Origin of the sequence: Pseudoalteromonas sp. DL-6 (assembly GCF_004328665.1) — a bacterium.
In the GTDB taxonomy this organism is placed as follows: Bacteria; Pseudomonadota; Gammaproteobacteria; order Enterobacterales; family Alteromonadaceae; genus Pseudoalteromonas.
This window is the reverse complement of sequence record NZ_CP019770.1, coordinates 847,548-865,061: the sequence shown is the minus strand read 5'-3', so window position 1 is coordinate 865,061 and position 17,514 is coordinate 847,548. Positions and strand designations below refer to the sequence as shown.

Below are 17,514 nucleotides of genomic sequence, written 5' to 3'. Positions count from 1 at the left end.
CATAACTGTTAACCAGAGCTAATTTTGAAAACCATTCCTACCTCACAGCTAAAGCCCGGCATGTTTGTACAAAAAGTTATTAAACAAACCGGCAGCATTAGAATAAAAAACCAAGGCTGGGTTAAAACTCAAACAGGAATTGATAAGTTAATAAAAGCAGGGATTTTAGAAGTTGAAATCGATCCTGATAAAATGCTCGCATCTGAAGAACCCGAACAACAAATTTCAACCGCTAAGCACGAAATCAAAAAGCGCGATCCTTGGTTAATTACCCACAGTGCTGAGCAAGAAATGAGTAAAGCTAAAAAGCTTTACGATGAAGCAAAAAACCTGCAAACCAAAGCTTTTGGCGATATAGAGTCTGGGCGTACTGTTGATGTTGCGCCTTTTAAAGAACTGGCTAGTGGGTTTATTGACTCCGTATTTAGAAATCAAGATGCGCTGGCGTGCATTACACAAATGCGCCAAAAAGATGCCTATTTGTTAGAGCACTCGATAAATGTGTCTATTTTGATGAGTATTTTTGCAAAACATCTCGATATTGAAAAACCAATTATTGAAGAACTTGCCACAGGTGCCCTGTTACACGATATGGGAAAGATAAAAATACCTGACGCAATTCTTAACAAGCCTGGTCGCTACAGTGACGAAGAATTTAAAGTGATGCAAAACCATGCTCGCTTTAGCAAAGAAATATTAGAAGACGCAGGGTTAACGGGAATTGCCGTTGATATCGCAGGTATGCACCATGAGCGCTTAGATGGCAAAGGCTACCCCTTTGGTAAAAAGGGCGATGAAATAAGCCAGTACGTTCGTATGGCCTCTATTGTTGATGTTTATGATGCATTAACGGCTGAACGCGTTTACAAAGCGGGTATGGAGCCTATTAGGGCGTTTAAAATATTAAAACAAGGTTGCCCAGATAGCTTTGATGACGCACTGCTGAATAAGTTTATTCAATGCATTGGTATTCACCCAGTAGGCACACTGGTAAAACTTTCCAGCCAAAAAGTGGGACTCGTTACCCAAAGCAATCCAGCTACGCCATTAAAACCGGTAGTAAAAACGTTTTTCAATGCAAAACATGGGCATTACACTGAAGTTAAAGATGTTGATTTATCAAATAAAAGAACGCAAGACACACTTGAGTCAGCAGTAAAACCCAAAGAATATAATATAGATTTAGAGGGCTTTTATAAGCACTCTATCTTTAGCTAATTGGCCACTATTGTGGCCAATCTTGCAGCGCTTTTAAGCTAAACTCATAACCATCAAAGTCAAGTACGCTCTGATCAGGCGCTATTTCTAGCACCTTCAACGCACCGATAGACTCCCCTTCATATAACTCTCTACCATTGAGCTTTATCCAGCGTTTATCTGCCGTTGAAGAATAAATATGCGCCTGATACTTAATACTAGGTAACATACTTTGCAGGCCATCAGGCAGTAGCTCAACAGGTTGTACTCGTGATGAAAGACGAGAGCCTTGGGTTACTTCGTAGTCAGCTGCTTTCTCTGTGTTATTCACCGCTTGCGCAAACGCATTTTTAAGCGTGTCGGGAACAGCATCAAGTTCACTAGGCGATGATGGCCGTTGCTCGGGTACAGTTTGATTCAGCGGCTTGCCTAACACTTTATATTTACTCAGCTCATCGGCACTGAGTGTTCTTTTCGCTGTTTGAGTTTGCACACTTTGCGGTTGATTACTCGGTTGAAAGCTAGGTGATACGTTATTCTGCGTCGAATAATTTTGCGTTTGCATTTGAGGCGATTGAGCAGTGCTCATAGACAAATACTGGCCTTGTGGCGTAAGCAACATTTGCTGCACACCGGTTGGAGTTTGAACATAAATTAGCTGCCCTGCTATTGTTGGCGTACTGTTAGGCACAGCCGTTTGGCTTAGCTCTGGAGACGTTACTTCTACTGAACTAACCGTTTCTGAGGCTTTTTCTTCACTTGAAGGCGTTTCTTTTAACATCTCAGGCTTTTTTTGCACGAGAGTAGTTTGAGAAATTTCATTCTGTGTATGGCTATTGTTTATCGCTGCATTTTCTTGCTGTAACCATTTACCGACAAAAAAGCCACTAACCAGTATACCCACGGCAACTAGACTACCTGCGAGTAAAAAGCTAATTCGGCGATAGGTCAACAATTGACGTTGTTGTTTTAATTGTTGCGCTTGCAAGTCATACTGCTCTGCGCTCATAGTTTCGTGTTTTGATTGCTTTAACGCATCTAATAAATAAGACATGAACCACCTAACTAAAAAATAAAAGACAGGCCAATCCCTGCACCAAAAAGCGTTAACACTGCAGCACTATAAGGCCAAATCGAACTCGTTTTTCTGGGCTTATTATTATTAGTTGCAATAAAGTCGATAGGTAAAGATTCACTTGCTGCTTGTTTAATAATGTCGCTATCAACAAGCTCTTGCTGCTTGGAAAAAGCGCCTACTAACGCACGTTCACAAACAAGGTTCATTAACCGTGGTACACCACCTGTCAGTTGATGCACCATCTGCATAGCATCCATAGAAAATACTTTCTTATCACAACCCGCTATATGTAATCGGTGTTGAATATAGGCAATAGTCTGCCCTGGTGTTAAAGCTAATAAGTGGTATCTAGCGGTAATTCGCTGTGCCAGCTGCCTTAATTCATTGCGCTTTAAAAGTACTTGTAACTCAGGCTGACCTACTAATACTATTTGTAGTAATTTTTTATGATCCGTTTCAATATTGGTTAATAAGCGCAATTGTTCAAGCACATCGGGGGCAAGCAACTGTGCTTCATCAATAATTAAAATAGTATGACCACCCGCTTTATTATTAAACTCAAGGTGCTTTTTAATGACATCCGTTAAACTTTTCAATGTGGCATTTTGGGCATCGTAAGTAATTTGTAGTTCGTCACAAATACTAGCCAGTAATTCTAACTCTGATAAAGCGGGGTTGTGGATCATGGCGACTTGGGTGTTTTCAGGCAACCGCTCTAACATACTTCGTGTTATGGTGGTTTTACCTGTCCCTACCTCACCAGTTAACAACACAAAGCCACCGTCTTCACCTAGCCCATAGGTAAGATGTGCTAAGGCTTCTTTGTGGCGCTCACTTAAAAATAAGTAATGAGGGTTCGGCGAAATTGAAAATGGCTTTTCTTGTAAACCAAAATAGCTTAAGTACACCTTTATAGTCCTTGGTCATTAATTCACGGCCTATAATGGCAAAAAAATAGCCTGGGTGACAACTACAACCAAGCTTTATTATTAAAATAGTGTAAATAACTAGAGCTTAGATTAAATAACCTCAGCTCTAGTGGCTACAAGCTATCTCATTTGATTAATTTTCATAACGTACAAGCCGTAAATACACGTTACTTGTTTTTGCATGTAAGCTATTTAAACCACTGGCAAATTGATAAACCCATGCCGAATTCATATTGCTAATACCTGAAGTATTAGACCAGTAATTTTGCGACTGCGTTGCTAAAAACACACCTACATTTATGCTTGGCTCTGTACAACGGTGATCAACAATACTGGCCAACTCTTTAATACTTGGTACTTGCCAGTCGTTATAACCTGCCGAAGTGTCGTTGAATGCTCCTTTGAGTGACGCCTGCCAATTTAGTGGCTGAGTATCACCGTCACAGCGATTTGTTTCACTATTATAAACTTGACCATAATTACAACGCTGCCACATTAACCCCGTTTTAGTGTCTGATACAGTGCCATCAATATTAATCACAAATCTATCGGTGTCATCGCTAGTTGCAACTTCCTGATAACACTGCTGCGCTGCAAGTGGTGAGCTCAATCCCAAAGCGAACAACATAAAAACTTTAATTAATTTCATAATAACCCCCTAACGGTTTCTAACTAAGCGCACATAAGCGACATTATCTTTGGGGTAAGCTAAGTCGTTACCATCCACCATATCGATAGTATAAGCCTGAGATAAACTGCTGCCATCAACCGCGGTTTGTGAAGTCCAGTAACGTAAATGTCCTAAAATATTGCTGGGTGGTGTATTAGGGAAAAAAGCAGTATCTATTAATATATTTTGCCCTTGTTTACCGTAATCAATTAAACCTAAAAGTTCAGTATAAGTGGGTAAACGCCAGTTACTACCACCACAAAAATCAAGGGCGTTAACCTCATCTATATAGGTTTGCAATCCACAATTTCTATTACTTGGGCACGTGGTGTTAGCACTACCCGTTACATCGCCACTATTGACAGTCCCTTGCCAAATATAACGGTTTTGTCCATCACGCAGCGAAGTATTTGGTAACACACCGGAATAGGAACTTTTTACTTCCCAAACAAGACCGGTTGTATTATCGCGAATGCAGCTAAAGTTTTGTGCGTCATCTAACAACTCATCAGCGAACTCATTAAGTTTGGTGTAATCAAAAGCTAGATTACCTTTACCCACTTTACCTAACCGATTTGCAAAACTATCTCTGCCAAGATCAGCATCTTGAGCTGGAAACTCATCATTATTACAATTAATACGTTGAGTATTGTTATAACACTCTCCAACCCCAGTGTCGTTTATTAATCCAAGCGCTTTGGGAGTTATATCAACAAATACTGTATCTGTGTCAGTCCGTCCTTTTAAGTCCATAACTTGCACTTCAAAACTAAGGGTTGCGTTTAAATCAATGTCAGAAGCAAAAAAGTTGGCTTTACATGACTGTGAGTCGGTTAAAGTTTCACTATTTCCGGTAAGTTGTTGCCACCTACACTGATAAGACTGAGTTGCCGCCTCACTAGCAGTGGCATCTAAAATCACTTTATCAAACTCTTCTACAGTTTGATCAGCCCCCGCATTGGCAATAATGACCTGTGCTGTTTTATTAAGAGTCATATCGAATTGTGATGCAGATACTCCGCCTTCATCATCAGTTACGGTGAGTTGCCATTTTAAGTTGGTGTTATTTTCTAATAATGGATGGTTGAAACTTAGGGTTGAATTGGTGTAACTGTCTATTGTTAAATCAGGCCCAGACAATAATTGCCACAAGTAACTGTTAATTTCGCCATTTTCATCAGGATCCGTTGATGTTAAAGCACTGAGAGTCACGGTGTCATTATAAACTGAGGGTAAATTTTCAGGGGCAACTTGAGTAACAACCGCAAGGGGAAGCTGATTATTAGAGGCAATAAAAACACTCAAGTCGTCATTCACTAAACTACCATCTGACGTTTGATAGCTCACTCTTAGAACCAATTCACTATCAGACTTTACATCTGGCGCAGTAATGGTTTGTTCAGCCCCTTCAAGCGGAAAAACATCTATAATGGGGCCGCTCACACGTTGCCAAGTAAATGTACCGTCTGCGGGTGAGCCTTTCGCAGAAATAGTAAAGTCTGATTTTTCTACAACTTGAAGGTCGTTACCTGCAAATACTGACGTTTTAATATCGCTGTTATCACTACCACCTCCTCCACATGCCGCTAAAAGCAAACATGACATAAGGGGTATTAACGAAATGGCTCTCATACTTAGCACCTTTGTATCCTAAAATTATCCAATAAGACAATCTAGCAATAAAAGTGCCAGTGTAGTGTTATAAATAGCTATCTTGATGAATACGGACAAATAGCTTAGTGCCAACTTTACTGTAATCTACTTTGTACTCGCGGCCATCTAAGGATTGGATAAACAACAACTGCTTTTCTTCACTAAATACATCAGCACTAGAAATATAAACTATATCTAGGTAACGCTCTTTTGCATCTCGGCGGTTTTTTGGCAGCTCTTCTTTAAATGGTTCAAGACCATTTCCTGTTACTTTGATTCGAGGGTGATTGTCACCATTAACAATCACTAAATCTAGCTTTCTATCTTTATGTATAATGGTATTTCGACCACTTTTAATGAAAGATCTGTCTTGGCTCATAGTTATTCCTAATTCCGCAGAGAGTCGTTATATTATTATTCACACTGCGACTTTATAAACTGAGAAGGATCACGCTTCCATTTATTTAAATTTGCGCTAAATTCCCAAATATCACTTTCTATTACACTTGCAGGTAATAGTAAGTCATACCCTGTTAAAAGCTGAAGATGCTTAGCCCTATTAGCAAACATTGCTATAAGTCCATTATAGTCAATTCCTTTTTTTGACCTATATTTATTATCTTCAACTAACCATTCTGATGGGCAATGCCCATTCTTGCAATTTTTTTGAACAACTTGCATAAAAAAGTGCCGCTGCTCTATTAGTAGTTTACCCGCCATTCTTGGAGCTAAAGCAGCTAAAAATGTATCTACATCGTTAAGTTTAATACCAATCGCGTTAAGCTCAAGGTGATCAATACCATTATCAACTTTAGGAATACCACAATGGTGCATGTTTTCTTGGTTTAAAGTCCACTGCCCGTACTTATGCTGATATGTTAATTGCTGCTCAGTTAAAATAATACTATAAAAAGGTTCTTGTGTTTTAAAAAAACCTATTAAAATTGCTGCAATACATAAACTTACTAAAAAAATTTCAATAATACTGATTTCACCTGGGCGCAATAAATTAAATAGCATGATAAATATTAAGCCAATACTTCCTACTACCAGTATTTCAATCCCATTTTTAGCGCCTTGCGCTCGGTATTTGAGTGTTTGTTTTTTTATATTAGCCATACTGAAAAAACGCCATATAAAATATAAACATAATAATAGCCCACAAGACTAACTTTCTCAGTGTTAAACAACGTTTGCATGATGTTTTGAAGTTCACCAATTAACTCCTATAATCATTTATCTCACTACACAATTAATAAGTATTATTTATTTTTACGCCTAACGCACAAATTAATGAGACACATAACCGCCTTTTTTTGTCCTGATTTCGTACAATACTTATAATTAATTTTCAGGTATGAAAACAATGCACTCAAGACAATCAGGTAAAGCCCTATTTCCATTTATTATTTCGTTACTATTAATTTTTAGTGTTTATTTATACTTGCCCGCATCACAAGGCGAGCAAGCTGATTACTCAGCAATGGCAACGCAAGTATCTGCACACACTGTAGAGTCGCAAGAAAATGCTATTATGATTGAAGCCATCGGCAGTGCCAGAGCTAATCAGGCTATCTATATTAAAAGCGCACAAAACGATTATGTTACCAACATTTACTTCGAAGATGGCGACTTGGTCAGCAAAGGGCAAAAATTAGTGCAACTGCAAAACCAACAAGAACAATTTGCAGTAAAAGAACTTAGCATTAATTTACAAGAAGAAAAACGCCAACTAACCAAACTTACTGAACTTTCTCGCTCACAAGCGACAGCAAAGTCATTACTTGAAGAACAACTAGCCCGCGTTGATGCCAGCGAAGCACAACTAGAAAGTGCCAAAACCAAACTTAATGAAATGGCTATTACCGCCCCTTTCTCAGGGCTATTGGGCAAACGTGAAATCTCAGTGGGTGCCTATGTTAATAACAGCACGGTAATTACAACCTTAGATGATATCAGTATCATAAAAGTTGATTTTAAAGTGCCTGAAAAGTATTTAGCTCAACTGAAAAACGGAATGACGGTTCGCACTCAAAACGATGCTTACCCTGATCAAACATTCACCGGTAAAGTAACCCATATAAGCTCACGTATCGATTCAATCACTCGCAGCATAGAAGTAACGGCAAGTTTTGCCAATAAGTCGGGTTTACTGCGTCCAGGAATGCTACTTAATACCGCACTAGAGCTAAGCAGCAATCAAGCGCTTATGGTTCCTGAAAAAGCAATTATTCCACTTCAAGATAAACACTATGTTTTTCAAATTGAAGATGGCATCGCAAAACGAATAGAAGTGCATGTTGCAAGTAGAAACAATGGCTGGGTTGCAATAGACAAAGGGCTAACTAATGGCGAGCAGATTGTTACCGAGGGAATTATTAAAATTCGCTCTGGTAGCAAAGTAAGCGTTAAGGGGTAACACGTGAAAATTACCGATACTAGCGTTAAACGCCCCGTTTTTGCGATTGTTATTAACTTACTCCTACTCACTTTTGGCTTAGTTGCTTTTAGTATGCTGCCACTGCGCGAGTACCCTGATATTGAAACGCCAATTGTAAATATTAGTACTGAATATACCGGTGCATCTGCAGAGATTATTGAAACCAAAATAACCCAAGTTATCGAAAACCGAATTTCGGGTATTGAGGGTATTAAAAGCATTAATTCATCGAGTCGTAATGGCCGCTCAAACATTACCATTGAGTTTAATATTAGCCGTGACATAGACGATGCCTCTAACGATGTGCGTGAGCGTGTTGCGCGAGCACTTGATAGTCTACCAGAGCAAGTGCGCCCTCCTGAGGTATCAAAGTCAAACAGTGATGAAAGCCCTATTGCATGGTTTGTACTTAATAGTGAAACCATGGACTCGTTACAACTTTCTGATTATGCACAACGTTTTATTGTTGACCGTTTAGCTGTTGTTGATGGTGTATCAAATGTGCGTATTGGGGGTGAGCGAAAGTATGCCATGAAAGTATGGCTCAACCGCCAAGCAATGGCAGCCCGTGGTATTACCTCTAGTGATATAGAGCAAACACTGCGTAGTGAAAATGTAGAGCTTCCGGCGGGTGAAATTGAATCGGTAGACCGTGATTTTACTGTGCGCACCGCACGCAGTTACAAAAATCAACGCGATTTTCAAAACCTGGTTATTAAACGAGGTGAAGATGGCTATTTAGTACGTCTTGGCGAAGTGGCTGACGTAAAATTAGAAGCCGCCGATGATGAAAGTTTATTCCGCGGAAATGGCCGTAATATGATAGGTATGGGTATTGTTAAACAAGCCAAAGCAAATACTCTTACAGTAGTTGATAATGCCCGCAGTGAACTGGAAAAGATTAAGCGTAACCTACCAGAAGGCACCACCATAGAAGACAGTTACGACTCTTCGGTATTTATTAAAGAGTCAATTAATGAGGTTTATAAAACTTTAGCAATTTCTATGGGGTTAGTCGTGCTTATTATCTTTATATTTTTAGGTAATATTCGCGCCACACTTATTCCAGCGGTTACCGTACCGGTGGCTCTAGTCAGTAGTTTTATGTTTTTATTAGCAATGGGTTATTCAATTAACTTATTAACTCTACTAGCACTGGTATTAGCAATAGGCTTAGTGGTAGATGACGCCATTGTAATGCTAGAGAATATTCACCGCCGCATTGAACTTGGTGAACCGCCTTTATTAGCGGCTTATCGCGGCGCCCGCGAAGTGGGCTTTGCAATTATAGCCACCACCCTAGTGCTGATCTCTGTGTTTGTACCATTAGTGTTTATGGAAGGACGAATAGGCGCACTATTTACAGAGTTTGCAATGGCGGTGAGTGCTGCCGTGTTTTTCTCCAGCATTACTGCATTAACACTCTCTCCGGCATTGTGTTCAAAGGTGTTAAAGGCCTCTGAAAAAGAAAGTAAATTTAGCCAAGTCATGGACCGCTTTTTTACTAAATTAGAAAATGGATACCGTAACGCTTTAGCGTCAAACATGACCAGAAAATGGGGCTTAATGCTGAGCTTAGTTTTGGCTGGGTTTGTTAGTTATTCATTATTTTTACAAATACCGTCTGAACTTACCCCTAAAGAAGACCGTGGCACTTTCTTTGTGCTTATGAATGGCCCTGAAGGCGCTAGTTATGAGAATAATGCCGCCAATATGGCAAAAATTGAAGAGCGCTTAATGCCTTACTCTGAATCTGGCGAACTAAGTAGAGTTTTAGTGCGAGTTCCTGGCTGGGGTGGCAGTGGTGGTGTAGCCATTGTTGGTATGGCGGATTGGGATAAACGCAAACGCTCAACTTGGGAAGTCATGGATGAAATAAGCGGTAAAATGCGAGAGGTCACCGATGTACGTGCTTTTGCAATTATGCGCCGTGGTATTGGCGGTGGTGGTTCATCACGACCAATAGAGTTTGTTTTACAAGGTAATGATTATGCTCAGCTAGCTGATTGGCGCGATAGAATTATTAAACGTGCTGAAAAAAACCCTGGATTAGTGCGAATTGACCATGATTATAAAGAAACCTTTCCACAATTCTTGGTGAGTATTGATAAAAATAAAGCTGCAGACTTAGGCGTATCAGTCTCAGATGTGGGGCGTACACTTGAAACCATGCTTGGTCAACGCCGAGTAACCACCTTTATTGACCGCGGTGAAGAATACGATGTAATCTTAAAGGGAACCAAAGAAGACTTTGCAAACCCAACTGATATTTCAAATATTTACCTTAAATCTCGTAGCAATGAACTCGTGCCACTCGATAGCCTAATAAGCTTAAAAGAAGAAGCTACCGCCTCGCGTTTAAACCGCTATAACCGTATGCGTGCAATTACCTTAAGTGCCAACCTAGCTGATGGTTACACACTAGAACAAGCACTAAACTTTTTAAACAATGTTGCCGCAGAGGAAAACGACATTGATGGTGCCATTGACTACAAAGGTGAGTCGCAGTTGTTTTATGAAGGTGCCTCAGCCATGACCTATGTGTTTGTGTTGGCATTGACCGTGACCTTTTTAGTGCTCGCTGCTCAGTTTGAAAGTTTTATGCACCCGTTTGTTATTATGCTTACCGTTCCGCTTGGGTTAATGGGCGCCATGTTTGGGCTATGGAGTATGGGCTTAACACTTAACATATACAGTCAAATAGGGATTGTGATGCTCATTGGGTTAAGCGCTAAAAACGGTATACTGATTGTCGAATTTACCAATCAGTTACGTGATAAAGGGTTGGAATTTAGTGAAGCTATTTTGCAGGCCGCTACCCAGCGTTTACGTCCTATTATTATGACCTCACTGACCACAGTTATGAGCGCTGTGCCTTTGGTGTTGGCCTCAGGCCCTGGCTCAGAAAGCAGAATGGTTATTGGTGTGGTGGTATTTACCGGTGTAACAGTTGCCACCATACTGACTCTGTTTGTTGTACCTGCTGCTTATTATGCCTTAGCACGTAATACGCAATCACCAGAGTTTTTACAGCAAAAGCTGGATAAACAAGCAGCTGAAAAACCACTTAAAGAGATCTAACTCACTCTGAGCGTCGTAATTAGCTGTTACGGCGCTATTTTCTGGTGCATATAACCATACAATTGAGGAAGTACTTATGAGTTCGACCACACAGGTAGCAACACTAGGCGGCGGCTGTTTTTGGTGTATTGACGCGGCATTTAGGCGTGTTAGAGGGGTGCTCAGTGTATGTTCTGGTTACACAGGCGGGCACACTGATAACCCGACCTACAAAGCTATTTGCACAGGCAATAGCGGGCATGCCGAAGTGGTTAAGGTTGAATTTGACGCCAGCATTATCAGCTTTGAAACATTACTCGCGATGTTTTTCACTTTGCATGATGCTACCCAGTTAAACCGCCAAGGTAACGATATAGGCACTCAATACCGCAGCGTTGTGTATTACCATGATCAGCAACAACAATTACAAACACAGGCCGTTATTGCAGAGCTGCAGACTCATGTTAGCGAGCCTATAGTAACCGAGGTAAGCCCAGCAACCACTTTTTACCCTGCTGAAAGTTTTCACCAAGACTACTACAATGAAAACCCAGAACAAGGCTACTGTAGTATTTTAATTGCGCCTAAGTTGCACAAGTTTGAAACCGAATTTAGCGAATTTTTAAGTGAATAAAATGCTTTAAAGCGCTAACCAAATAGCCCAGCAATTTGCTGGGCTATTTGTTTTTCGGCAACTAAAAGTGATAATTAAAACTGGTAATTTGCCCCCACAAAGAAAGTTCTTCCTGCGCTGTTATAACCTAATAGCTCACCACTGGCAGCAAACCATGTTGCTGCAGTAAAATATTCTTTATCAGTAATATTTTCTATTCGAGCAGCTAACGATAAATTCTCAAGCAACTGGTAATTGGCTGCTAAATTAAATACCGTATAGCCAGCGAGTTCAGAATCATAATACGCAATTGATGGACGCGATGAGCGATATTGCATATCTAAACTGGCATCAAAATCGCCCCATGATTTAGCGAGTTGATAATTAAACGATTCAGAAGGTCTGCGTGGTAAATCTGTATTCGTCTTTTCATCTGTAGCATCTAAAAAACTAACATTAACAGAGTGTTCAAAGCCTAACGCTGAAAACTCAGCCGACAATTCTATCCCCTGCATAGATACTTTATCTATGTTAGTTGCAATATATTTACCTGAGTCTGCATCATAATTATTACTAATTAAATTATTGATACGGTTATCGAAAATAGCAATATCATAACGCCCCCATTGAGTTTCTAGGGTAACACCAAATTCATTGTTTAAGGCTTCCTCAGGCTTAATATTATTATTTGGCAGGTAGTATGGGCTGTTAGTTACAAACGCATTAATTAAAGACGGCGCCCTAAATGCAGTGCCATGATTTAAACGTACCGTTACATACTGATTCGCTTTATATCCAAGCCCAGTGCTGTAAGTATTTGCACGGCCGTGGAAGTCATAATCATCTGTTCTGATAACCGCATTTGCTAACCATTGTTGATGACTATAAAACGCGCCTATAAACAATGCGTTGTTATCGCGTTTTTCTTCTGATGACGTTGCTGATGAGTTTGATAAATCCTCAGACAAATAATTAAAACCACCAGATAAATCAAGCTCTTTCGTTAGGCTATAAAGCCCTCGGTATTCAAACTCAACACGCTCTGTGCTATACACTTGTTGCACATCGGTGCCAGTTTGGGTATTTTCTTCTTGCGATACACTCAATGAAGTACTTTGGGTATATATTTCTGAGGCTTTTTTCCAACCTAGCTTAGCGGTGTAATTTTCAAAGTCGTAAGCATCGTTACCCCATGCGTTGTCATACTGCGCTTCACCTTCACTGTACTGAGACTGTAAGCTCAACTCACCTAGTTCAGCCAGTTCATACGCTAAATTAAAGCCAATGTTTTTATTTTTGTAGCCATCATCATCGTGATCTTTGGTGTATTCAGCCACAGGGTCTTTGCCAGTAACATCAAAACCATCTGTCTCTTCGTAGCCTAGATTATAATTAAAGCTAAGCGCCTCTTTTACAAGCCCACCAGCAAGCTGATAATTACTGTAGCTATGGTTGCCTAAAGTAGCCGAAAGCGAGTTATTTGAGGCTTTACGGGTAATAATATTAATTACTCCGGCTACCGCATCAGAGCCATAAATAGCTGCTCTGGCACCTTTAATAACTTCAACACGCTCGATACTATTAACTGGAATATTCGTCAGCGATACACTACCTGAGCTTGCATCGCTCACTCTTACACCATCAACCAGTACTAAGGTATATTTAGCGCTGGCACCGCGAACAAATATATCTGCCTTTTGACCTAAACCGCCGTTACGGACAATATCAATCCCAGCTATGGTATTTAATATTGCAGGTAAGTCTCGGTAATTCGCTTTTTCAATATCAGCGCGGTCGATAACTGCCACACTTGCTAATACATCATTTATAGGTTGTTCAAATTTATTAGCAGTAACGGTTATTTTTTCAATGGTTTGTTCTGCAGATGCAGAAAAAGACAGCGCAGCCGAAATGGCCACACCCAATGCAGTTTTATTTATCATGATGTTCCCTATCTCTGCCCACCGCAAAGATGTTAGTAAGTAAGATTACATCAAGGCCGGTCTCCGGACTCAGTTACCATAATAAAATACAGCATAACTTTACCGTTGCGGGGGCAGTGTTGGGATTGACTTCATCAATGAAAACGCACCAACTTCCCGATTATCCTACTAAAAAAATCACACCTTTGAAGTGTTTAGCAAGCACCTTGAAAATAGGCTGCTATTGTTATCTGTTTACTTAAAAATGTCAACGGACGTCTAAACATCTACAAGTTGGGTTGCGAGGTTCGAGGTTCGAGGTTCGAGGTTCGGGGCTCGGGGTTCGGGATTCGGGATTCGGGGTTCGGGGTTCGGGGTTCGGGGTTCGGGGTTCGGGGTTCGGGGTTCGGGGTTCGGGGTTCGGGGTTCGGGGTTCGGGGTTCGGGGTTCGGGGTTCGGGGTTCGGTAATTATCATAGGTCCAAAAATAAAAAAGCCAAACAATATAACGTGTTTGGCTAAATACATGTTGCTTTGAACTAAGCGCCTGTAGCGCCTAGCTCGAAACAATAAATTAATCGCGGAAGTTTTTAAACTGAAATGGCTGACCTAAATCGGCAGTGCGCACAACTTGCATAGCAGCTTGTAAGTCATCTCGCTTTTTACCCGTTACGCGTACTTCTTCGCCTTGAATAGCCGCTTGCACTTTTACTTTAGAATCTTTAATGGCTTTTACTACTTTTTTAGCCATGTCTTTTTCGATGCCCTGCTTTAGTGCAACGTTACGAAAAACATTTTTACCTGCACGAGAAATCTCTTGAAGTTCTAGGCTCGCAACATCCATCCCACGCTTAGAAACTTTACCAGCTAAAATATCAAACAACTGCATAACCTGAGCATCTGCTTCAGCTTTTAATTTAATTGTTTTATCGTTTAATTCAATTGAGGCATCGACCCCTCTAAAATCAAATCGAGTCTCTAATTCACGATTGGCGTTATCAACCGCGTTTTGTGCTTCGTTCATTTCTACTTCAGATACAATATCAAATGAAGGCATGATGTTCTCCTAACTAGCTAATCTTAATTTTATGCGGCAATTATAACGTTAAAATGATAAATCTTTACACTTTTCTGCATCTTGTTCAGGTGCGATACTAATTTAGTTTGATATACTGAGGCTTCTTTTTTATACGATTTTAGGATTTTTTGTGACGAGGCGTGTTTACCAAGCTATTTTTTTGATTAGTATTGTCGCATTTACCTTCTTATTTGCTAAAGAGGTAAAAGGCGCTGCAAACTTATTTCCGCATGTAGATAAAGTGGCGCATTTTGGTATTTTCTTTTTACTTGCCATTATTATGGATAAAGCCTTTAAACTGCCTTTATATGCACAAATATTGCTGTTAGCCGGCTATGGTGCCGCAATGGAAATTATGCAAGATAGCCTCCCTTACAGACAAGCATCACTGGCCGATTTTGTTGCCGATTTTATTGGTGCAGCGAGCTATTTTTTAGCTAAAGCACTATTAACTCTGCGCACAAAGAAGCATTATGGCTAACATACTCGTTGTTGGTGATGGTGCTATAGGCTTGTTATTTAGCTATTTTTTAGCGAAACATCACACTGTTTACATCCTTACCAAAAAGGGCACAGTCAATACGCGCTTTTATAGCCGTGGTGATGCCCCTTCGGAAAAAATTAACGCTACTTTCATCTCACAACAGCAATTAGCTCAAGCTCCTGAATTTGAAATTGTTTTATTCACTGTTAAAGCGTTTGCAGTGCAACAAGCCTACGCCCAAGTAAAACCTTATCTAGGCAATAATACCCATATTGTACTAAGTCATAATGGCATGGGTAATGTTGAACAATTAAATGCACAGTTAACACAGCAGCAATCGTTGTACTTTTTAACCACCAGCATGGCTGGATTTAAGTCAAACCCTAATATTGTGCAGCATACTGGAAACGGGCAAAGTGTATTAGGGGGCTGTAATCAACTAGCTATTCAAAATCTTCAACAGTTTAGTGCGCAATTACACACTATTCCGCAATTAATTGTCAGCAACAATATTGAGCAACTTAGGTTTGAAAAGCTACTAGTTAATATTGCCATAAATCCATTAACCGCTCTGTACAATATAAAAAATGGCCAGTTGCGTGCGCCACAGTTCAATAGCTCAATTATTAATTTATTAACAGAGGCGTGCCATATTGCGACCGCGCTTAAACTTAATATTAAGCTTATCGATGCTCTCGAGCGCGCCTACAAGGTAATGAGTTTAACCGCAGAGAATTACTCATCTATGCATCAAGACGTTATGCACAATAGGCAAACTGAGATCATGGCAATTTGTGGTTATATTAGTGAGCAAGGCAAGCGACATAATATTGCGACCCCGTATAATGACGCTTTACTTGCTGAAATTCTGGTAAAAAAAAGCGCGGAATAAATCCGCGCTTTTAAAATATTTAGCCATTAACGACGATAGACTTTTACAGTGGTAAAGCCTTCTTCGTGAAGAATAAGCGCTTGTAACTGGCTCATTACCCCTTTTTGGCAATATAAGTAATAGTCTTTGCCTTTAGGTAAATCACCAAACTTAGTTGCTAAACGGAAAAACGGTAAATGAATAACTTCAATACCATCAATTTCAAGCGGTGCGGCATCTTCTTCTTCAGGTGAGCGAATATCAACAACAACCGCTCCTTCAGGTAACTCTGTAACTGACTCAGCCTCTTTAAGCTCTTGCTTAGCTTCAACATCAATATCGCGCACATCCATAACACGGGCGTTATCAATAACGGTATTTAATACATCAAAATCAAACTTCTCTTCTTCTGCTTTAATGACTTCAATTTTGGCTTTAACTGTCGGCTTTTTAGAGATCACACCACAGTATTCAGGCATCGTCTCAGCCATTTCTGCAGTGCCTATTTGGCGCGCTATATTGATGATCTCTTGCTTATCATGTTGAATAAGAGGACGTAAAATCAGCGTTTCGGTTACACGGTCAATAACACTTAAGTTAGCTAAGGTTTGGCTAGACACCTGACCTATACTTTCACCCGTTACCAAAGCTTGAATATTTAGTTTTTCAGCAACGGCACTACCCGCTCGCATCATCATACGTTTAAGCACAACACCCATTTGGCTGTTTTCAACGTTTTCTAAAATTTCCGCAACAACTGGTTCAAAATCAACAGTAATAAACTTAACTTTATGCGTAGAGCTGTATTGTTTCCATAGGTAGTAGCTCGCTTGCTTAACCCCAATTTCATGGGCAGCACCACCTAAGTTAAAGAATAAAAAGTGTGTACGAGCGCCTTTACGGATCATCTGGTAACTGGCAACGCCAGAATCAAACCCACCAGACATAAGCGATAATACATCGTCTTGTGTTGGCAGAGGAAAGCCCGCCATTCCTAAATGGGTTTGCGTCACTATGTAAGCTTTTTCGTCTTTAATTTCTAAACGAATTGTTACCTCAGGGCGGCTTAGCTTTACTCGCGCACCTTCAACGTGTTGATTAAGCCCGCCACCAACGTAGCGCTCTAATTCAGTTGAAGTAAAATCATGTTGACCTATGCGCTTAGCACGTACACAAAAGGTTTTACCAATAATAGTGTGGCCAACTAACGCAATGGTTTTTTGATAGATGTCATCAAGAGTTTTAAAGTCTGTTTCGGTCACTTCAATAAACTGTACGATGCCAGGAATGCGCTGCAAGCTATCAATAAAATCAAGGCGAGTTTGAGCATCATCTAGTTTTGTAACAACTGAAATATTATCCCAGTTATTACGTACTTGTACTTTTTCGTCAACACGACGCAATACAATTTTAATGTTATTTTCTAACACTTTGGTAAAGCGTTTACGGACTGAACGGCTTTTAATGGCTATTTCAGGGTGAAGTTTGACGATAAATTTAAGCATAGTTTAACTCTTAGA

Annotated in this window: 15 protein-coding genes and 1 riboswitch; of the genes, 6 read left to right on the top strand and 9 right to left on the bottom strand. The window is 40.1% G+C overall.

The features are described 5' to 3' along the window. The first annotated feature begins 24 nt into the window (after positions 1-24). Positions 25-1,218, top strand: coding sequence for an HD-GYP domain-containing protein (locus tag B1F84_RS03995; protein ID WP_131690646.1), 1,194 nt, complete (start codon positions 25-27; stop codon positions 1,216-1,218). A 7-nt stretch (positions 1,219-1,225) separates the two neighbouring features. Here the strand turns inward: B1F84_RS03995 and B1F84_RS03990 are convergent, their stop codons facing one another. The 6 genes from B1F84_RS03990 to B1F84_RS03965 all read right to left on the bottom strand — a co-directional run bounded on the left by B1F84_RS03990 (position 1,226) and on the right by B1F84_RS03965 (position 6,646). Further along, a complete protein-coding gene (locus B1F84_RS03990; protein WP_131690645.1) occupies positions 1,226-2,251 on the bottom strand; it encodes a general secretion pathway protein GspB in 1,026 nt (341 codons plus the stop codon). Positions 2,252-2,262: 11 nt separating this feature from the next. Further along, positions 2,263-3,183: an AAA family ATPase gene (locus B1F84_RS03985; RefSeq protein ID WP_131690644.1), complete on the bottom strand. Its 921-nt coding sequence runs from the start codon at positions 3,181-3,183 to the stop codon at positions 2,263-2,265. 154 nt (positions 3,184-3,337) lie between these two features. Beyond that, the gene (locus B1F84_RS03980; RefSeq protein WP_131690643.1) at positions 3,338-3,853 is read right to left on the bottom strand and encodes a DUF1566 domain-containing protein; all 516 of its coding nucleotides are present in this window, start codon (positions 3,851-3,853) and stop codon (positions 3,338-3,340) included. A 9-nt stretch (positions 3,854-3,862) separates the two neighbouring features. Beyond that, the gene (locus tag B1F84_RS03975) at positions 3,863-5,506 is read right to left on the bottom strand and encodes a DUF1566 domain-containing protein (RefSeq protein ID WP_131690642.1); all 1,644 of its coding nucleotides are present in this window, start codon (positions 5,504-5,506) and stop codon (positions 3,863-3,865) included. Between the two features lie 67 nt (positions 5,507-5,573). Beyond that, positions 5,574-5,906 (bottom strand): hypothetical protein, encoded by a 333-nt coding sequence (locus B1F84_RS03970; RefSeq protein WP_131690641.1) that lies wholly within the window; start codon positions 5,904-5,906, stop codon positions 5,574-5,576. A gap of 35 nt (positions 5,907-5,941) precedes the next feature. Further along, the gene (locus B1F84_RS03965; protein WP_008110912.1) at positions 5,942-6,646 is read right to left on the bottom strand and encodes a DUF2982 domain-containing protein; all 705 of its coding nucleotides are present in this window, start codon (positions 6,644-6,646) and stop codon (positions 5,942-5,944) included. A gap of 247 nt (positions 6,647-6,893) precedes the next feature. Between B1F84_RS03965 and B1F84_RS03960 the strand changes: the two genes are divergently transcribed. The 3 genes from B1F84_RS03960 (at position 6,894) to msrA (ending at position 11,661) form a co-directional block, all read left to right on the top strand. Beyond that, entirely contained in the window at positions 6,894-7,946 is a 1,053-nt protein-coding gene (locus tag B1F84_RS03960; RefSeq protein WP_131690640.1) for an efflux RND transporter periplasmic adaptor subunit, read from the top strand. A gap of 3 nt (positions 7,947-7,949) precedes the next feature. After that, positions 7,950-11,048, top strand: coding sequence for an efflux RND transporter permease subunit (locus B1F84_RS03955; RefSeq protein WP_131690639.1), 3,099 nt, complete (start codon positions 7,950-7,952; stop codon positions 11,046-11,048). 76 nt (positions 11,049-11,124) lie between these two features. Beyond that, a complete protein-coding gene (gene msrA / locus B1F84_RS03950) occupies positions 11,125-11,661 on the top strand; it encodes a peptide-methionine (S)-S-oxide reductase MsrA (RefSeq protein ID WP_054202003.1) in 537 nt (178 codons plus the stop codon). A gap of 74 nt (positions 11,662-11,735) precedes the next feature. On the opposite strand, the gene B1F84_RS03945 is transcribed toward msrA, so the two are convergent. Beyond that, positions 11,736-13,583 carry a TonB-dependent receptor gene (locus B1F84_RS03945; RefSeq protein WP_131690638.1) on the bottom strand — a complete coding sequence of 616 codons (1,848 nt, stop codon included), beginning with the start codon at positions 13,581-13,583 and terminating at the stop codon, positions 11,736-11,738. 36 nt (positions 13,584-13,619) lie between these two features. After that, a riboswitch (cobalamin riboswitch) is annotated at positions 13,620-13,785 on the bottom strand. Between the two features lie 350 nt (positions 13,786-14,135). Then, positions 14,136-14,618, bottom strand: coding sequence for a YajQ family cyclic di-GMP-binding protein (locus tag B1F84_RS03940; RefSeq protein ID WP_008113183.1), 483 nt, complete (start codon positions 14,616-14,618; stop codon positions 14,136-14,138). Between the two features lie 151 nt (positions 14,619-14,769). Here B1F84_RS03940 and B1F84_RS03935 point away from each other — a divergent pair, with 151 nt between their 5' ends. Continuing rightward, the gene (locus tag B1F84_RS03935) at positions 14,770-15,120 is read left to right on the top strand and encodes a VanZ family protein (protein WP_131690637.1); all 351 of its coding nucleotides are present in this window, start codon (positions 14,770-14,772) and stop codon (positions 15,118-15,120) included. Beyond that, positions 15,113-16,015: a 2-dehydropantoate 2-reductase gene (locus tag B1F84_RS03930; RefSeq protein ID WP_131690636.1), complete on the top strand. Its 903-nt coding sequence runs from the start codon at positions 15,113-15,115 to the stop codon at positions 16,013-16,015. Before B1F84_RS03935 ends, B1F84_RS03930 begins: the two co-directional genes overlap by 8 nt. Positions 16,016-16,041: 26 nt before the next feature. On the opposite strand, the gene thiI is transcribed toward B1F84_RS03930, so the two are convergent. Continuing rightward, positions 16,042-17,499, bottom strand: coding sequence for a tRNA uracil 4-sulfurtransferase ThiI (gene thiI, locus B1F84_RS03925; protein ID WP_010391044.1), 1,458 nt, complete (start codon positions 17,497-17,499; stop codon positions 16,042-16,044). Positions 17,500-17,514 lie beyond the last annotated feature (15 nt).